Origin of the sequence: Streptomyces sediminimaris (genome assembly GCF_047049295.1) — a bacterium.
GTDB lineage: Bacteria > Actinomycetota > Actinomycetes > Streptomycetales > Streptomycetaceae > Streptomyces > Streptomyces sediminimaris.
Map to the genome: position 1 here is coordinate 299,233 of NZ_JBJWOT010000001.1, position 16,070 is coordinate 315,302.

15 protein-coding genes are annotated in these 16,070 nt (G+C 73.7%); 8 read left to right on the forward strand and 7 right to left on the reverse strand.

Annotated elements, in window-relative coordinates; genetic code table 11:
- Window positions 1–42 precede the first annotated feature (42 nt).
- Window positions 43–927 carry an AraC family transcriptional regulator gene (locus tag ACJ9NR_RS01335; RefSeq protein ID WP_412490246.1) on the forward strand — a complete coding sequence of 295 codons (885 nt, stop codon included), beginning with the start codon at window positions 43–45 and terminating at the stop codon, window positions 925–927.
- A 313-nt stretch (window positions 928–1,240) separates the two neighbouring features.
- Here the strand turns inward: ACJ9NR_RS01335 and ACJ9NR_RS01340 are convergent, their stop codons facing one another.
- A complete protein-coding gene (locus tag ACJ9NR_RS01340) occupies window positions 1,241–2,302 on the reverse strand; it encodes an aldo/keto reductase (RefSeq protein WP_412490245.1) in 1,062 nt (353 codons plus the stop codon).
- 117 nt (window positions 2,303–2,419) lie between these two features.
- Between ACJ9NR_RS01340 and ACJ9NR_RS01345 the strand changes: the two genes are divergently transcribed.
- On the forward strand, window positions 2,420–3,247 hold the full coding sequence (locus ACJ9NR_RS01345) for a helix-turn-helix transcriptional regulator (RefSeq protein WP_412490244.1): 828 nt from the start codon (window positions 2,420–2,422) through the stop codon (window positions 3,245–3,247).
- Here ACJ9NR_RS01345 and ACJ9NR_RS01350 read toward each other — a convergent pair.
- The gene (locus ACJ9NR_RS01350) at window positions 3,196–3,555 is read right to left on the reverse strand and encodes an MFS transporter (protein WP_412490243.1); all 360 of its coding nucleotides are present in this window, start codon (window positions 3,553–3,555) and stop codon (window positions 3,196–3,198) included. The genes ACJ9NR_RS01345 and ACJ9NR_RS01350 overlap by 52 nt on opposite strands.
- Before the next feature lie 310 nt (window positions 3,556–3,865).
- Here ACJ9NR_RS01350 and ACJ9NR_RS01355 point away from each other — a divergent pair, with 310 nt between their 5' ends.
- Window positions 3,866–4,765, forward strand: a complete 900-nt coding sequence (locus ACJ9NR_RS01355; RefSeq protein WP_412490242.1) for an NAD-dependent protein deacetylase — start codon at window positions 3,866–3,868, stop codon at window positions 4,763–4,765.
- Window positions 4,766–4,798: 33 nt separating this feature from the next.
- Here the strand turns inward: ACJ9NR_RS01355 and ACJ9NR_RS01360 are convergent, their stop codons facing one another.
- From ACJ9NR_RS01360 to ACJ9NR_RS01375, 4 genes are all read right to left on the reverse strand, one after another.
- A complete protein-coding gene (locus tag ACJ9NR_RS01360; RefSeq protein ID WP_412490540.1) occupies window positions 4,799–5,638 on the reverse strand; it encodes a SigB/SigF/SigG family RNA polymerase sigma factor in 840 nt (279 codons plus the stop codon).
- A 118-nt stretch (window positions 5,639–5,756) separates the two neighbouring features.
- On the reverse strand, window positions 5,757–7,319 hold the full coding sequence (locus ACJ9NR_RS01365) for an FAD-dependent oxidoreductase (protein WP_412490241.1): 1,563 nt from the start codon (window positions 7,317–7,319) through the stop codon (window positions 5,757–5,759).
- Window positions 7,316–8,050: a class I SAM-dependent methyltransferase gene (locus ACJ9NR_RS01370; RefSeq protein WP_412490240.1), complete on the reverse strand. Its 735-nt coding sequence runs from the start codon at window positions 8,048–8,050 to the stop codon at window positions 7,316–7,318. Before ACJ9NR_RS01370 ends, ACJ9NR_RS01365 begins: the two co-directional genes overlap by 4 nt.
- A 38-nt stretch (window positions 8,051–8,088) precedes the next feature.
- Window positions 8,089–9,282 (reverse strand): lycopene cyclase family protein, encoded by a 1,194-nt coding sequence (locus ACJ9NR_RS01375; protein WP_412490539.1) that lies wholly within the window; start codon window positions 9,280–9,282, stop codon window positions 8,089–8,091.
- A gap of 545 nt (window positions 9,283–9,827) precedes the next feature.
- On the opposite strand from ACJ9NR_RS01375, the gene ACJ9NR_RS01380 reads away from it, so the two are divergent.
- The 5 genes from ACJ9NR_RS01380 to ACJ9NR_RS01400 all read left to right on the forward strand — a co-directional run bounded on the left by ACJ9NR_RS01380 (window position 9,828) and on the right by ACJ9NR_RS01400 (window position 15,810).
- Window positions 9,828–10,979, forward strand: a complete 1,152-nt coding sequence (locus ACJ9NR_RS01380) for a polyprenyl synthetase family protein (RefSeq protein WP_412490239.1) — start codon at window positions 9,828–9,830, stop codon at window positions 10,977–10,979.
- Window positions 10,976–12,520: a phytoene desaturase family protein gene (gene crtI / locus ACJ9NR_RS01385; RefSeq protein ID WP_412490238.1), complete on the forward strand. Its 1,545-nt coding sequence runs from the start codon at window positions 10,976–10,978 to the stop codon at window positions 12,518–12,520. The genes ACJ9NR_RS01380 and crtI overlap by 4 nt, the downstream gene beginning before the upstream one ends.
- Entirely contained in the window at window positions 12,517–13,542 is a 1,026-nt protein-coding gene (locus ACJ9NR_RS01390) for a phytoene/squalene synthase family protein (RefSeq protein WP_412490237.1), read from the forward strand. The genes crtI and ACJ9NR_RS01390 overlap by 4 nt, the downstream gene beginning before the upstream one ends.
- Complete coding sequence (locus tag ACJ9NR_RS01395) at window positions 13,539–14,609, forward strand: Rieske (2Fe-2S) protein (protein WP_412490236.1); 1,071 nt, start codon at window positions 13,539–13,541, stop codon at window positions 14,607–14,609. Before ACJ9NR_RS01390 ends, ACJ9NR_RS01395 begins: the two co-directional genes overlap by 4 nt.
- 235 nt (window positions 14,610–14,844) lie before the next feature.
- Window positions 14,845–15,810, forward strand: a complete 966-nt coding sequence (locus ACJ9NR_RS01400) for a YihY/virulence factor BrkB family protein (protein WP_412490235.1) — start codon at window positions 14,845–14,847, stop codon at window positions 15,808–15,810.
- Between the two features lie 60 nt (window positions 15,811–15,870).
- Here the strand turns inward: ACJ9NR_RS01400 and ACJ9NR_RS01405 are convergent, their stop codons facing one another.
- Window positions 15,871–16,050 carry a hypothetical protein gene (locus ACJ9NR_RS01405; RefSeq protein ID WP_412490234.1) on the reverse strand — a complete coding sequence of 60 codons (180 nt, stop codon included), beginning with the start codon at window positions 16,048–16,050 and terminating at the stop codon, window positions 15,871–15,873.
- Window positions 16,051–16,070: the final 20 nt, after the last annotated feature.

Consider the following 16,070-nt stretch of genomic DNA (forward strand, 5'->3'; position numbering starts at 1 on the left):
GGACGCGAAGTCCGGTTCCTGACGGAAAGGAGCACGGGAATTGTGGAAAACGGACACGATCCGGTCCGGCAGCTGAGGTACCTGCCCGCGATCGGAGCGTCGTACGGCGTGGAGGTGCTGGACTTCCGGGCGCTGCGCTCGATGGACACCCGCCGCCGTCGCGTACGGCCGCAGCGCCCCGACTTCCATGTGCTGGCCCTGATCAGCTCGGGTACCGGCGCCCACGAAGCGGACTTCCGCAGCTATCGCCTGGCGGAGGGAAGCGCCGTGTGGATCCGGCCCGGCATGGTGCACCGCTGGAGCGACGTCGAGGCCTGCGAGGGCCCGTTGATCCTGTTCCGGACCGGTTTCCTCACCGGCTTCAGCGCGGCGGAGGCGGCCGTGGCGGCGTGCTGGCAGCTGGATCGGCAGCGCCTGGACCTCGCCCTGCTCGCAGCCGAACACCTCGCTCGCGAGCACGACGCGGCGGTCCGCTCCCCGCGCCTGGCGTCTCCCGCACTGCTCTCCCACCTGCTCGCGGCACTGATCCTGCGCGCGCTCCCCGCCACGGCCGAGCCGGCCGAGGCACCCCGTGCCGACGCCCGGTCCACGGAGGTGTTCCGCGCCTACCGCGCCGCCGTCGAGGAGCACTTCACCGACCGGCACCACGTCGGCGAGTACGCGCAGGCACTGGGCTACGACGTGCGCACCCTCACCCGTGCGACCCGCGCCGCCGCCGGCATCGCCGCCAAGGCCTTCCTCGACCAGCGCATCCTGCTGGAAGCCAAGCGGCTGCTCGCCCACACCGACCTGCCGGTCGGCAGCTGCGCCCGACGCCTCGGCTTCCGGGACACCGGCAACTTCACCACCTTCTTCCGACGCCAGACCGAGATGCCACCGACCACCTGGCGCACCGAGTACGGGGCTCCGGCTTCCCGCGATCACTGAACGCAGGAGCTCGGTCTGCTGCCGCCCGGCGCGGCCGGTCGGCGATGCCGAGTGCCGACGGCTCGGTGCCGATGTGCCGACGTCGCGCGGACGCCGGGCCCGCGGGTCGGCGATCGCGGCCTTGACCACCTCGGCGCTTCACCGGCGGACGACGAAGGGCGGGCCCCTCCTCATCGTGCCGGCGCCACGCTCTGTCACGTGTGCGAGCATCGGCTCGAGCCACCGCTCGACGGACGCACGGCCACGCATGCGAGATGTGCCGGTGTTCGCCCGGAGGGCGCTGGCGGTGCTGCCCTCGGGGCTCGATCCGGCGTCAGCGGCGGGCTTCGATCTTCAGGTCGCCGCTGTTCACAGAACGGCCCCTGGCGCCGGCGAGGAAGTCGTGCGGGAAGCCGAGCCCGATCGCGCCGGCCTCTTCGAGGCGGGCCAGTTGGGAGGCGGTGACATCGACCTCCAGGGCACCCAGGTTGTCCCTCAGCTGCGCGGTGGTGCGCGCGCCGGTGATCGGTGCTGTCACGCCCGGGTTCTTCAGGGACCAGGCCAGCGCGACCTGCCCGGGGGTGCGGCCCAGCTCGGTGGCGACCTCCTTCACGACGTCCGCGATGGCGAGACCGCGTTCGGTGAGCGCGCCGTTGGCGATGTTGAAGCCTTTGCGGGTGCCGTCGTCGGCGACCTCCGTCGCGGTCAGGTCGTCGCGGCCGTATTTGCCGGTCAGCACCCCGCCGGCCAGAGGGGAGAACGGAACCACCCCCAGGCCCATCTCCCGTGCCATGGGGATCAGGTCACGTTCCCCGGTACGCTCGATCAGGTTGTATTCGGTCTGCAGAGCGATGAGTGGCGACCAGCCGCGCAAGTCGGCGATCGCCTGCATACGCGACACCTGCCAGGCCGGGGTGTTGCAGATCCCCACGTAGAGGACCTTGCCCTGACGGACCAGGTCGTCCATGCCGCGCAGGATCTCCTCGACCGGCGTCGTGAAATCCCACACGTGCAGGTAGAGCAGATCGATGTAGTCCGTGTTCAGCCGTCGCAGACTGGTTTCCACCGACGCGAACAGGCTCTTGCGGTGAGCGCCCCCGGAATTCGGGTCGCCGGGCCGGCGCAGCGTCGTGTACTTCGTTGCCAGCACCAGGCTTTCGCGGTTTTCGTGGGTGAATTCGCCCAGCAGGCGCTCGGAACTGCCGTTGGTGTAGGTGCTGGCGGTGTCGATGAAGTTGCCGCCGCGCTCGACGTAGAGGTCGAACAGCTCGCGTGCCTCGTCCGGCTCGGCGCCCCAGCCCCATTCGGTGCCGAAGGTCGCCGCGCCCAGTGCCAGCGGTGAGACCCGCAGCCCGGAGCGGCCCAGCAGCCGGTAGGTGTCGAGGGTGAGCGACATCGTCTCCTCCTGTGTTTGTGATCCCTTGCCGAGAACAAGCCTGTGACCGCCGCGAGCCGGGCATAAGGGAAGGACGTTCCTGGGAACACCAGTCCCACCCTGGCTGTTGGATCGAGCATGATGATCCGCACCGTGGACCCGGCACAGGAGCTGGCCGTGTTCCTGCGGGCCCGGCGCGAACGCCTGGACCCGCACGATGTCGGCCTGCCGTCACGTCAGCAGGCCCGGCGCACCCCGGGATTGCGCCGCGAAGAGGTCGCCGAACTGGCCGGGGTCAGCATCGACTACATCGTGCGGCTGGAACAGGGCCGCGGACTGCGGCCCTCAGCGAAGGTGGTGGAGGCCCTGGCCCGGGCGCTGCGCCTGGCCCCTGCCGAACGCGCCTACCTTTTCAACCTGGCCCGGCAGCGTCCCCGCAGCGCCGACAAGCCTGCCGCCACTGCTGCGCCGCCGCTGGCCCGTCTGGTCGCCGACCTGTCGCCGCTGCCGGCCATGCTGATGAACCACCGCTACGACATCCTGGCCTGGAACAGCGAAATGGCGAGGCTGCTGCTGGATGTCGACACCCTGCCGCCGTCGCAGCGCAATGCGATGTGGCTGTGTCTGGTGCATCCGCAGATGCGTGAGTTCTATGTCGACCGCGAGCGCGTCGTGCGGGAAGGGGTCGCCCACCTGCGCGCCGCGTGGGCCGCCTGTCCGGAGGATCAGGCGTTGACCGATCTCATCGCCGAACTCATCACTCGTGACGAGGAATTCGCGCGGTTGTGGGCCGAGCGAGACATCAAGGTCAACGGTCGGGGGCACAAGGTGCTGCGGCATCCTGACGTCGGTGTGATCGCAGTGCACTTCGAAGTTCTCGCGCCACTTCAAGATCCGGACCAGCGGTTGCTGATCTACCGCGCCGCGGACGATGACAGCCGCTCGGCATTGGGCCGGTTGCGGTGATGCCGAAACGTCCGTTCCCGCACTGAGGCCGCCTCGACGAGTACGGCAGGTTCGGAATCTCCGCGGAACTGCCCGTCCAGGCGGGCCAGCAGCCCCGTGCGCTGCTCGGCCGGCACCAGGGCCGCCAGCAGCGCCTGACGGGCCGCCGAGAGCCCGGACTGGGCGGCGGCGTACAGACAGGCCGCGGCGACGAAGGCCACGAATCCCGAGACGAGCAGGAACGAGGCGATCGCCGCGGCGGTCGCCAGCGCCAGCAGCACCGACATGCCGCGGGGCCCGCGCCGGTCCGCGAGCCGTCCGAGCGGCACCCCGACCAGCGAGCCGGCTCCCCCGGGCGAGGGTCAGACCGAGGCCCACGCGCCCGGGAGCGAGATGGGCGACCTGGGTGAAGTACAGCGCCGAGGTCACGTAACAGGCGCCGTCACCCATGGAGTTGGCGAGCTGGGCGAGGGCCGGCAGGCGACCCGGTCGATGCGTCATGGCAATGACGGCAGGGAGTTGGTGGATCTGTCATCAGACCCAATTCCGACCCTTTTGTTTGACCCGCTTGTCGGATCACGAGGAGGGACGGCTCCGGTACGCGGCAGGGACCGGCACCCCGTTCCGTACCCTGGCGGCATGCGCATGCGCCCCACTCTGAGCTGGACCCCTGCCGAGGATCTGCCCGCGGCCACCACGGATCCGGGACCGGTGGCCGATCTGCTGAGCGCCGGCGGGGTCCTGGTCCTCAGCGGTGCCGGCATCTCCACCGAGTCGGGCATCCCCGACTACCGGGGCGAGGGCGGGAGCCTGAGCCGGCACACTCCGATGACCTACCAGGAGTTCACCGCCGGCGCCCAGGCCCGGCGCCGGTACTGGGCCCGCAGCCACCTCGGCCGGCGCACCTTCGGCCGCGCCCGCCCCAACGCCGGGCACCGCGCGGTGGCCGCGTTCGGGCGCAGCGGCCTGCTCTCGGGCGTGATCACCCAGAACGTCGACGGTCTGCACCAGGCGGCCGGCAGCGAGGGAGTCGTGGAGCTCCACGGAAGCCTGGACCGGGTGCGCTGCCTGTCCTGCGGTGCCCTCAGCCCGCGCGGCGAACTCGCCCGCCGGCTGGAGGCGGCCAATCCGGGCTTCGGCCCGGTGGCCGCCGGCATCAACCCGGACGGCGACGCCGACCTCACCGACGAGCAGGTCGGCGACTTCCGCGTGCTGCCCTGCACCGGCTGCGGCGGCATCCTCAAACCGGACGTGGTGTTCTTCGGCGAGGCGGTTCCGCCGCAGCGGGTGGAGCACTGCCGGGAACTGGTCCGCGGGGCTGCCGCGCTGCTGGTCCTGGGCTCCTCGCTGACGGTGATGTCCGGGCTGAGATTCGTACGGCAGGCCGCCCGGGCCGGAACGCCGGTGGTGATCGTCAACCTCGATCCGACCCGGGGCGACCAGCACGCCCGCACCCGGGTCGCGCTGCCGTTGGGAAGAGCGCTCACCACCGTGGCCGGCCGGCTGGGCATCTCCGTCGACGGCCGGACGGTGGCCTGAACCCGCACCCGCCGGGCGGGCGGCCCGGACTGCTCAGCCGGTGGTCGCCAGGCCCTCGCGCAGGCGGCCCAGCAGGCGGTTGAGCAGACGGGAGACGTGCATCTGCGAGATGCCCAGGCGCTCGCCGATCTCGGCCTGGGTGCGCTCCTCCACGAAACGCAGGTGCAGGATCAGGCGGTCGCGTTCGTCGAGGTCGTGGATGAGCGGCGCCAGCGCGTGGAAGTCCTCCACGAGCTCCAGCGCGCCGTCCTCGCTGCCGATGAAGTCCGCCAGCACGCTCTCGCCGTCCTCGCTGCCGGAGATGGCGGCGTCGAGGGAGGAGGAGTTGTAGCCGTTGGAGGCCACGCGTGCCTCGATGACCTCCTCCTGGGACAGGCTCATCAGCTGCGACAGCTCCGCGACCGTCGGCGCCCGGCCCAGACGGCTGCTCAGCTCCTCCGTGGCCTGGGCCAGCTGCACCCGGGCCTCCTGCAGCCGGCGCGGGACGTGCACGGCCCAGGAGGTGTCACGGAAGAACCGCTTGATCTCGCCGACGATGTAGGGGATCGAGAAGGAGGTGAACTCGACCTCGCGCGTCACCTCGAACCGGTCGATGGCCTTGATCAGCCCGATCACACCGACCTGGACGATGTCCTCCATCTCCTGCGGCCCGCGGCTGCGGAACCGGGCGGCGGCGTAGCGCACCAGCGAGATGTTCATCTCGATCAGGGTGTTGCGGGCGTACTGGTGCTCCTGCGTGCCCTCTTCCAGCACAGCCAGCCGCGCAAGGAAGTGGCGGGTCAGCTCCCGGGCGTCCTTGGGGGTGACGTGAGTGGCATCGGCGACCTCCGACAGCTGTTCCGCCCGGGCCTCAGTCGTCAACACCGGCGTCATCATGGATGCCTTCCCTCGTATCCCTCGTACTCGAAGCGACTGGTCAGCCGCTTGCGCTGGACGCGGCCGCTCTGCCGCTCGCTGCCGAATACCCTTGATTCTCGTTTTCATCGCCGTTTCACGCATCTCGGGGAACAGGTGGCCGAATCCGATCGGTCGCCAGGGCTCGCAGCAGCCGGTTCCGGCCCCGGTCGGGCACGGTCCACAGCGGGTGGCCCCGTACGCCCCACTGCTGCAGGATCTCGTTGGCGGCGAGGAATCCGCTGGTTGCCGCCCGCTCCATCAAAGCCACCGGCAGGTCCGTGCGCACCAGATCGCCGGCGAGTACGAGACCCGGTTGCGGGGTCCGCACGGCGGGGCGGTCGTCGTAGCCGCCGACCGGGAACAGGGGGCAGTCGCGGCGCCATTCGTGACGTTCGTCGATGATCCGCGCGTGGCGGGCCTCCGGGTAGACACGCCGCAGCTGCCGGATCAGACCGGCGGCCTCGGTGTCCCGGTCGGCGTCCTCGGGCAGTGCGTAGCCGTGCAGTTCGACCACGGATCCACCGGTACGGGCCGCCCAGCGGGCGGCCTCGCCCTCCCAGCGTTCCAGGACGCTGACGTTGTCCAGGGAGCCGTATCCGGCCGTTCCCAGGAACCCGGGCCGGCCGGCGGCTACGGGGCGGTCCAGCCAGAGGCGGGAGACGAGGAAGGGCGGGGCGGCGCGCAGGCGGCCGACGCGCTCGCGCCAGGCGGCGTCGCCGAGCCGGGGCGACCGGCCGACCAGGGCGCGCAGTCCGGGGGTGTCGAGGGCCAGGACGACGGTGTCGTAGCGCCTCTCCCCGCCGCCGGTCACGACGGTGAAGGCGCCGTCACCGGTGGGCGCCACGCGCTCGACGGGCGTCGAGGTGCGCACTGCGGCGCCGTGCCGGTTCAGGTAGGTGCGCAGGGGCTCCCACAGGGCCGTCGGGAAGGGGTCGCGGGGCACGTCGAAGAGCAGCCCCTCGGCGGAACCGAGGAAGTAGATGTGGAACATCAGCACCATCTCGGCCGCCGACAGCAGCCGGGGGTCGGCGAAGAAGCTGCGCGAGAAGACCTCGAAGGCCAGATGGCGCGCGGCCCGCGGAAAGCGCAGCGAGGCGAGGAAGTCGTGGGCGCTGACGCCGTCCAGCCGCTCGTAGACCCGCGGGACGCGGACGTCGAGCAGCGGGAGCGCGGCGGCGGGGTTCATCCGGACCAGGTCCCGCGAGCGGAAGGACGGGCTGAGCGCCGCGAAGCCCAGAGCGCTCAGCGGCGGCGTGCGCGGGACCCTGCGGAAGCCGTCGTGCAGTCCGCTGCTGTGCAGCAGGGGGTAGTCGGGCAGGCCGGTGAGCCGCCCGAGGTGGGTGTCGGTGCGGCTCAGCAGGGAGCGGAGGTTGTAGTACTGGCGGAAGAAGGCGTGGAAGCCGCGGCTCATGGTGGCGGGCGAGCCGTCGGACAGCTCGATCGGCCAGCCGCCCACCCGGCCGCCGAGGTATGCCTCGCGTTCGTACAGCGTGACGTCGGTGCCGCGTTCGGTCAGGGCCGTCGCGGCGGTCAGGCCCGCGATGCCCGCGCCGACGACGGCGGTGGTGCGCGGCGGCCCGCTCAGCCGGGGTGTGCCCGGCGGCGCGGGCAGGAAGACGGCGCGGCGGTCCCGGCCGGGGCGGACGGTCCCGGTCACCGTGGCGTCCGGGGAGCGGAGCCGGCGCGGCGGCCCAGGATCGTGTGGGTGATGCCCGTCTGCCAGCCGGGCAGCGGCAGGGCCCGCACCCGCTCGAATCCGCGGGCGCGGACGCGGTCGGCGAAGACGTCGACGGTGTCGAAGTCGACGACGCTGCGCCACAGGTGCCGGTAGAGGTCGCCGTCGCCCAGTGCGCTCGCGACGGGCAGCACGAGGCCGCGGCACACGGCCGTCCACACCGCGCGGTGCACCGGGCGCCCGCTGAGCGTGTACTCGTGCACGGCCAGCCGGCCGTGCGGGGCGAGCAGGTCGTGGACGGTGCCGAGCACGGCGTCGGGGTCGGCCACGTTCCGCAAGAGGTAGGCGGCGAACACCGCGTCGAACGGCCCGTGCACACCGGCCTGCTCCAGGCCTTCCGCCGGGGCGCACACGAACCTGACCGTCCCGGGCCAGCGTTTGGCCCGGGCCCGCTGCAGCATCCCGGCGGAGGCGTCCACGGCCGTGATGTCGGCGCCCGGCAGGGCGGCGCACAGCGCGGCGGTGGAGGCGCCGGTGCCGCAGCCGAGGTCCAGCACCCGCGGCGGGGCGCCGGCGGGAGAGGACAGGCCGAGTCTGCGGGCCGAGCGGCGCAAGTGGGCGTGGTAGCCGGGGTTGGCGGCGACCAGCGTGTCGTAGGTGCGGGCCGCGTGGTCGAAGGCGGCGGAGAGATCTCCGTCGCGCAGCACGGTCATGCCGTCTCCTCGGGAAGTGGGCGGGGTGCGTCGCTGTGTCACAGGTCGGGAAAGGGGCGCCGGGGCAGCCGCGGGACCTCCGCGGCGGCGCGGAGCATGGGCAGGACGGGGGTGCGCAGGCCGATGCCGAGGTCTTCGTACGGCCGGGTCCCGCCGTCCAGGAAGCGCAGCAGCCGGTTCATGGGCACGCGCGCGAACAGGCCCGAGAAGAAGGCGGGGCCGTCCACCAGGCCGCTGTCGAGCGCGTGCAGCAGTACGGCGTCCATGGCCCGCGAGCGCGCGGAGTGGGGCGGCGGGGGCACCGGCCGGCGCCCCTGCCGCAGGGCGGCCGCGACGGCCGCGGTCTGCCGCTGCACGGCGGCGAAGGTGTAGCCGGTCGAGGGGCGGGTGGCTCCTCCCGCCGCGCCGATGCGGAAGACGGACGGCGCCGTCTGCCGTGGGAAACGGGCGTCGGTCATGGGGATGACACCGGTCTCGGTCCCGACGATCTCGAGGTCCTTCAGGCCCAGCACGGCGCCGGTGTAGTGGTCCAGTGCCGCGTCGTAGGCCTCGGTGGACAGTACGGACGGGGAGAACTCGGTGTACTCGACCAGGGCCTGTCGTGCACCGGTCGGCAGTACGTAGCCGAAGGACAGCCCTTCGGCGGGCTGCGGCGTGCGGAAATCCATCAGGTCGGCCCGTGCCGGATCGAAGACCGGACGGCCGGTGCGCACGAACCAGCCGCGGAAGTGCTGCAGCAGCGTCGTCCGGGCCGCAGGCAGGCTGCCCGCCGGACGGGAGTCGAACACCCAGCGCGCCCGCACCGAACGGGCCTGCCCGTCCGCCGCACGGGCGTGGATCACCGCGCCCTCCTGACGGCCTTCCACGCTCTCGACCGTCGCCTCCACCCGCCGTACCCCGGTGTCCCGCGCGAGGTCGCGGGCGATGAGGAACTCGTAGTCCTGCGAGCGGATCATCTTGTACCGCAACGGCGAGATGTCGTCCTCGATCGGCCGCCCCGTGGGCGGGTGCACGCGCAGGCGGCGCCAGGAGGCGGTGACGGCGGCGTCGTAGCGTCCGCGGCCGGCTTCCCAGAAGCACCAGGTGCGCCGGGGCGGGCGCAACGGGCCGGGCGGGGCGTCCAGCAGCACCACCGACAGGCAGCGGGGGCCGGGTGCGGGACGGGACAGCCGGTGGGCCAGGGACAGACCGGCCGCTCCGGCCCCGATGATGGCGACGTCCGCCTCGAGCACGATCACCTCACTCCTTCCGAGCCGTCCGCCCGTCCGTCGGCTGTCCGCCTGCCGACACCATTCCGGGTGCGGTACCCCTTCGGATGCGATCGTCACCCGCCGGTGGCCGCGCCTCCGCGACAGGCGCGCCCGTTTGGGTCGCGACCGGTCTGGGCACTCCGTCTCGCCGGGCGGCCGCTCGGAGCGAGGGCGGCTCCCCGGCCGGTGCGCACCGGCCGCGGCCGCCCCGGCCGCGCCCCGACACGGCGCGCTCATGTCTCCGCCGTTTTTCGTACCGCTCCGCATCCGTCGCCGCAGCCCGAACCGAAGCAAGGACGACGAAATCAGCTCTGATCGCGAGGAACTCGATGACGGGACCCGGCACGAGCCCCACCGCGGCACAGGATCACCGCCCCGCCCCCTGCCCGGGGGCACAGCCGTCCTCGGGGCAGGACTTTCCCGCCCTCGCGCGGAACCCCGCCGAACCCTGGGGCCACTCGCACGAGAACCGCCCACCCGGCACCGCGCCCGCCGCGCACCGGAGCGGCCCCCACGATCCCCGCGCCGTGGACGCCGACGTCACCGGCGCCGTGCGCGGTGTGCTCGCCGAGTCACTCGCCCAGCGGATGAGCGCGGCCGAGGCCGTGGACCCGCTCTTCGCCGAGGACCTGGCCGCACGCGTCGCGGAGTTCACGCAGGACGGCGGCAAGCTCACCCGCTCCCGGTTCGTGTGGTGGGCGATGCGTGCCTGCGGCGGCGGATCGTCCGTGACGTGGGCGACCCTGCGGATCGCGGCCGCCCTGGAACTGATCCAGACCTGTGCCCTCGTCCACGACGACGTGATGGACGCCGCACCGGTGCGCCGCGGGCGGCCCTCGCTCCATGCCGACGTCGCCGGTCAGTACGGCGGCACGGTCACCGGGCCGCGCGGCGCACGCCTGGGGCAGGCGGCCGCGATCCTGGCCGGTGACCTGGCCCTGGTGTGGGCGGACGACGTGGTGGCCGACACCGACCTGCCCTCCGCCACCGCCCGGCGGGTCAGGGACCTGTGGAGCACCATGCGCATGGAGATGGTGGCCGGGCAGTACCTGGACGTCCAGGGCGAGGCCACCTCGGCGCGTTCCCTCGCCCGCGCGGTCCGCGCCGCCTGCCTCAAGAGCGCCCTGTACTCCGTGGAGCGCCCGCTGGGGCTGGGGGCCGCGCTGGCCGGTGCCGCCGCCGCCACGACCCGCGCCCTGTGCTCGGTGGGCCGCAGCATCGGCCTCGCCTTCCAGCTGCGCGACGACCTCCTCGACGCCTTCGGCGACCCGCACGACACCGGCAAGCCCTCGGGCGGAGACGTCCGCAGCGGCAAGCCCACGTATCTCGCCGCCGTGGCGCAGGCGCGGGCCGAGACCGCGGGCGACCGGCGCGCCCTCGCCGTACTGCACGGCACGCTCGGCCGGGCCGACGCCTCCGACGCGGAGCTGGCCACGGTGCGCGACGTGTTCGAGGCCACCGGGGCACGGGCCACCGTCGAGACCAGGATCGAACGGCTGACGGCCCAGGGCCTGCGCCGCCTCGACAGCGTCCCGCTCGCACCGCACGCCGCGAGCCGGCTGGGCGAGCTGCTGCGCTCCGCGGCCGGCACGCCGGCGGACACCGAGGGCGGCGCGCCCGGCGACCAGGTCGCCGTGTCCCTGCTGCCGACCACCGCCGAGGAAGAGGGATGCCGATGACCCGCACCGTTCCCGGGCGCACCGACCACGTCGTGGTCGTCGGCGCCGGTCTGTCCGGGCTGGCGGCCGCGCTGCACCTGCTCGGCGCCGGACGCCGGGTCACCGTCGTCGAGCGCGACGCCTCACCCGGGGGCCGCGCCGGACGCCTGACGCGCCACGGCTACCACATCGACACCGGTCCCACCGTGCTGACCATGCCCCACCTCGCCGACGAGGCCTTCGCCGCCGTCGGCGAGAGCCTGCGCGAACGGGTCGACCTCGTGCCGCTGCTCCCGGCGTACCGGGCGCGGTTCGCGGACGGCAGCCTCCTGGACGTCCACACCGACGCGGAGGCCATGGAGGCGGAGGTCGAGGGCTTCGCCGGGCCGCGGGAGGCCGCCGGTTACCGCAGGCTGCGCGCCTGGCTGGAGAGGCTCTACCGGGCGCAGATGCGGCACTTCATCGACGCCAACTTCGACTCCCCCGCGCAACTGCTCGCCCCCGACCTGGCGCGGCTGGCCGCGCTCGGCGGCTTCGGCCGGCTGGACGCGCGGATCGGCCGCTTCCTGCACGACGAACGGCTCAAGCGGATCTTCTCCTTCCAGTCCCTGTACGCGGGCGTGGCACCGGCCGACGCGCTGGCCGCGTACGCCGTCATCGCCTACATGGACACCGTCGCGGGCGTGTTCTTCCCGCGCGGCGGCATGCACGCCCTGCCCCGGGCCATGGCGGACGCCGCCGCGGCGGCCGGTGCCGACCTGCGCTTCTCGGAGCCGGTCAGCCGGCTGGAGCGCTCCGGCGACCGCGTCACGGCCGTCGTCACCGCGCACGACCGGATCCCCTGCGACGCCGTGGTCCTCACCCCCGACCTGCCCGTCGCCTACCGCCTGCTCGGCCATGCGCCCAAGCGCCCGGTACCGCTGCGCTTCTCCCCCTCCGCCGTGATCCTGCACGCCGGCACCGACCGCACCTGGCCGTGGCTGGCCCACCACACCCTCTCCTTCGGCGCGGCCTGGCGGCAGACCTTCCGCGAGCTCACCGAGACGGGCCGGCTGATGAGCGATCCGTCCCTGCTCGTCACCCGCCCGACCACCACCGACCCCACGCTCGCCCCGCCCGGCCGCCACCTGCACTACATCCTGGCGCCCTGCCCCAACACCCGGCTCGGCCCCAGCGCGGCCGAGTGGGGCGACCTGGCCCCCCGCTACCGGCACAGTCTCCTCGCCGAACTGGACCGGCGCGGCCTCGACGGCATCGCCTCCGCCATCCAGGAACAGTGCCTGGTCACCCCGGCCGACTGGCAGGCGCAGGGACACGCGGCGGGCTCCCCCTTCTCCGCCGCCCACACCTTCGCGCAGACCGGGCCCTTCCGGCCGCGCAACCTGCCGCGGGGGACGGCCAACGCCGTCCTCGCCGGCTGCGGCACCACGCCCGGCGTCGGCGTGCCGACCGTCCTGCTGTCCGGCAAGCTGGCCGCGGCACGCATCACGGGCGGCCCGCGCCCGCACCGCGCGGGCGCGCTGTCGGGGTCACGCGGCCGACGGGAGAGGAGGCCGGCGTGAGCGACCGCGAACTCGACGCCGCGGGCATCACCGACCCCGGGCTGCGCCAGGCGTACGCCCGCTGCCGGCGGCTCAACGCCCGGCACGGCAAGACGTACTTCCTCGCCACCCGCCTGCTGCCGGTGCAGCACCGGCCGGCGGTGCACGCCCTGTACGGATTCGCCCGCTGGGCCGACGACATCGTCGACACACTCGACCCCGCGACCACCGCCCTGGAGCGCTCCGCCCGGCTGGCCCGGCTGCAACGGGACCTGCGGACGGGCCTGCGCGAGGGCGACAGCACCGAGCCGGTCGTCCGCGCCCTGGCCGACACCGCCCACCGGTACGCCATCGACCACCGGCACTTCACCGACTTCATGACCGCGATGCGCGCCGACCTCGACGTCACGGACTACGCCACCTACACCGACCTGCGCCGCTACACCTACGGTTCGGCCGAGGTGATCGGCCTGCAGATGCTGCCGGTGCTCGGCACGGTCGTCCCCCGCGAGGAAGCGGCGCCGCACGCCGCGGCACTGGGCGTGGCCTTCCAGCTCACCAACTTCCTGCGGGATGTCGGCGAGGATCTCGACCGCGGCCGCGTCTACCTGCCCGCCGACCTGCTGGCCGCGCACGGCGTGGACCGGCAGCTGCTGCTGTGGAGCCGGAGGACCGCACGAGCGGACCGCCGCATCACCGCCGCGCTCCGGGACTTCGAACGGCTGACCCGCGAGCTGTACCGCGAGGCGGCCCCGGGACTCGCCATGCTCCATCCCCTCTCCCGCCCCTGCATCCGTACGGCGTTCGTCCTCTACGGCGGCATCCTGGACGCGGTCGCCGAGGACGGCTACCGCTCGGTGCAGCGGCGCGCCGCGGTCCCACGGCGCCGCCGCGCCGCCGTGGCCCTCGACGGCCTGGCGCGCGTGGCCGCGGCCAGGCTCCGCCACCGACCGCCCCGTACCCCACGGGAGCCGGCGCCCGCGGTGCCGGAAGGACCGGCGCCCGCGTCCGCCCCCGAGCCGATGCACCGGAGGTTCGCATGACACCCCGCAGGCGCTCCGGCCGTCTTCCCCTCTCACTGCGGCGCCACCCGGTGCGCTGGGAGAAGCAGCAGCCCACCTGGCGCCAGGCCCGGCCGGGCACCATCGCCGAGGCGCTGAAGCGGGCCCAGGCCCGTCCGTCCGGCAACTGGTACGTCGTCGGCGCGAGCCGTGACGTACGCGACGACCGGCCCCTGTCCGGCACGGTGGCGGGTCAGGACATCGTGGTGTGGCGCACCGCGCACGGGCGGCTCGCGGCGGGCCCCGGCGTCTGCCCGCACCTGGGGGCGCCGCTGGCGGACAGCCCCGTCCGGTGCGGCACGCTCGTGTGCCACTGGCACGGACTGGCCCTGGACGGCGCGCCGTTCGCCGGCTGGGACCCGTTCCCCGTGCACGACGACGGGGTCCTGGTCTGGGTGCGCCTGGACGCGGTCGGCGGCGAACCGCCGCTGCGCGCACCGGTCGTACCGCCCCGCCCGCCGTTGTCGCGGTCGGTCTCCGCCGTCTACACGGGCGTGGGGACCTGCGAACCCGAGGACGTGGTGGCCAACCGGCTGGACCCCTGGCACGGAGCCTGGTTCCACCCGTACTCCTTCGTCGACCTGACCGTCGTCCGCACACCGGGCGCGGAGGACCCGCACCACGCCGGCTCCCCGGACGAGGCGGAGGAGGCGGACGAGGCGGACGAGGCGGACGAGGCGGACGACGACGGGTTCGTCGTCGACGTCTCCTTCAAGGTCGCCGGGCGGCTCGTGGTACCGGTGCGGGCGGTCTTCACCAGCCCCGAACCACGCACGATCGTCATGCGCATCACCGGGGGCGAGGGCCGGGGTTCCGTCGTCGAGACCCACGCCACCCCCCTCGGCACGGACGAACGGGGCCGGCCCCGCACCACCGTCGTCGAAGCGGTGGTGGCCTCTTCCGAGCGCCCCGGCTTCGCCGCCGCACGCACGGCGGCACCCGTTCTGCGCCGGCTCATGGCCTCGACGGCCGGACGCCTGTGGCGCGACGACCTGGCCTACGCGGAACGCCGCTGGCTCCTGCGCTCCACCGGCCGGTTCCCCGGCTGACCGCCGGTTTCCCCGGCTGACCGGCCGGCGGACGGACGCCGCGGCACCGGGCGGGCACACGACCGGCCGGTCCCCGGGCCGTTTGGGCACCGCCGGCAGGCACCCCGCGGCCGCATCCGGGGCCGCGCGCCTGCCGCCCCCCGTTGAACCGGCCGTTCCGGGGCAGTCGGAACTGGCATGCACCAGGCAGAGGCCGGGGCGAGGGCCCCGGTTCGCAGGAGGGAGCCTGTCCGCGATGGGAACGGCCGTGCACGTCCCGCAGACCAGGGACATGATCGGGGAGGAACTCTCCGGAGACGAGGCGCTGACCGCGCTGCGGCGCTACGGCGGCGTACGGCTGCTGGTCGACTCCTTCGCCCGGTTCCGCTACGGCGACGGCTTCTCCCACGCGCGGGCCCTCGGCTTCCAGATCGTGGTCGGCCTGGTACCGCTGACCCTGGCTCTCGTCGGCCTCGCCACGTCCGTGCACACCGACGCGGCGGGCCGCATCGTCGAACGGTCCCTCGGCGACATCGTGCCCGGCACCGGTGCCGGGGTCCTCAAGGAGGCGTTCGCCCGCTCCCGGCAGAGCGCACACGGCGACATCTGGAGCACACTCGCCCTCTGGCTGGGCCTCGGCTTCGCCGTGCTCAACCTCGCCTCCGCCATGGGCCAGATCGAGCGGGGCGCCAACCGTATCTACGGCATCGAACGGGACCGGCCCTTCCCGCGCAAATACGGGCGTGCCCTGCTGCTGGCGATGGCGGCCGGCCTGCCGATGGTCCTCGGGTTCGTGGTGCTCGTGGCCGGAGAGGCGGTCGGCGACGCCATCGCCACGACGCTGGGCTCCCACGGCGGCACGGACCGTTGGTGGGCCGCGCTCGAGGTCCCCGTCGGGCTGGCGCTCGCCTGGATCGCCTCCGCCGTGATCTTCCGGTGGTCACCGCGCCGCAGGCAGCCGGGCTACACCTGGCTCGCCTTCGGCAGCGCGGTCCACCTCGTCCTGTGGGTCGCGGCGACGTGGCTGCTGGCGCTGTACGTGAGCAGGAGCAGCTCGTTCGGGGCCGTCTACGGGCCCCTGACCGCCTTCGTCGCCCTGCTGCTGTGGGCCAACGTCACCGGCGTCGCCCTCTTCCTCGGCATCGCCTTCGCCGCCCAACTGGAGGCGGCGCGCGCCGGCATCAAGTCTGCCGTGCACCCGGACCCGGGGCCCGGCGGCTGAAGCCGCGGACGGCCGGGGCCCGGGAGGCGACCGGGACGTGGCGGCAGCCGCGACCGGGGCTCACGACTCCTCGAAGTCCTCCGGGCTCACCCCGGCCTCCTCCAGCGCTTCGCGCACGGTGCGGCCGGTCGCTCCCGGCGAGCTGTCCTTCGACGTGTCCTTCGCGGCCTCGTTGCCTTCGCCGGCGACCACCTCGTCGGTCGTGGTCGTCTTCGGCCGGTTCTCCTCGGGCACCGTCATGGTGACTCCTTCCGCTGCGG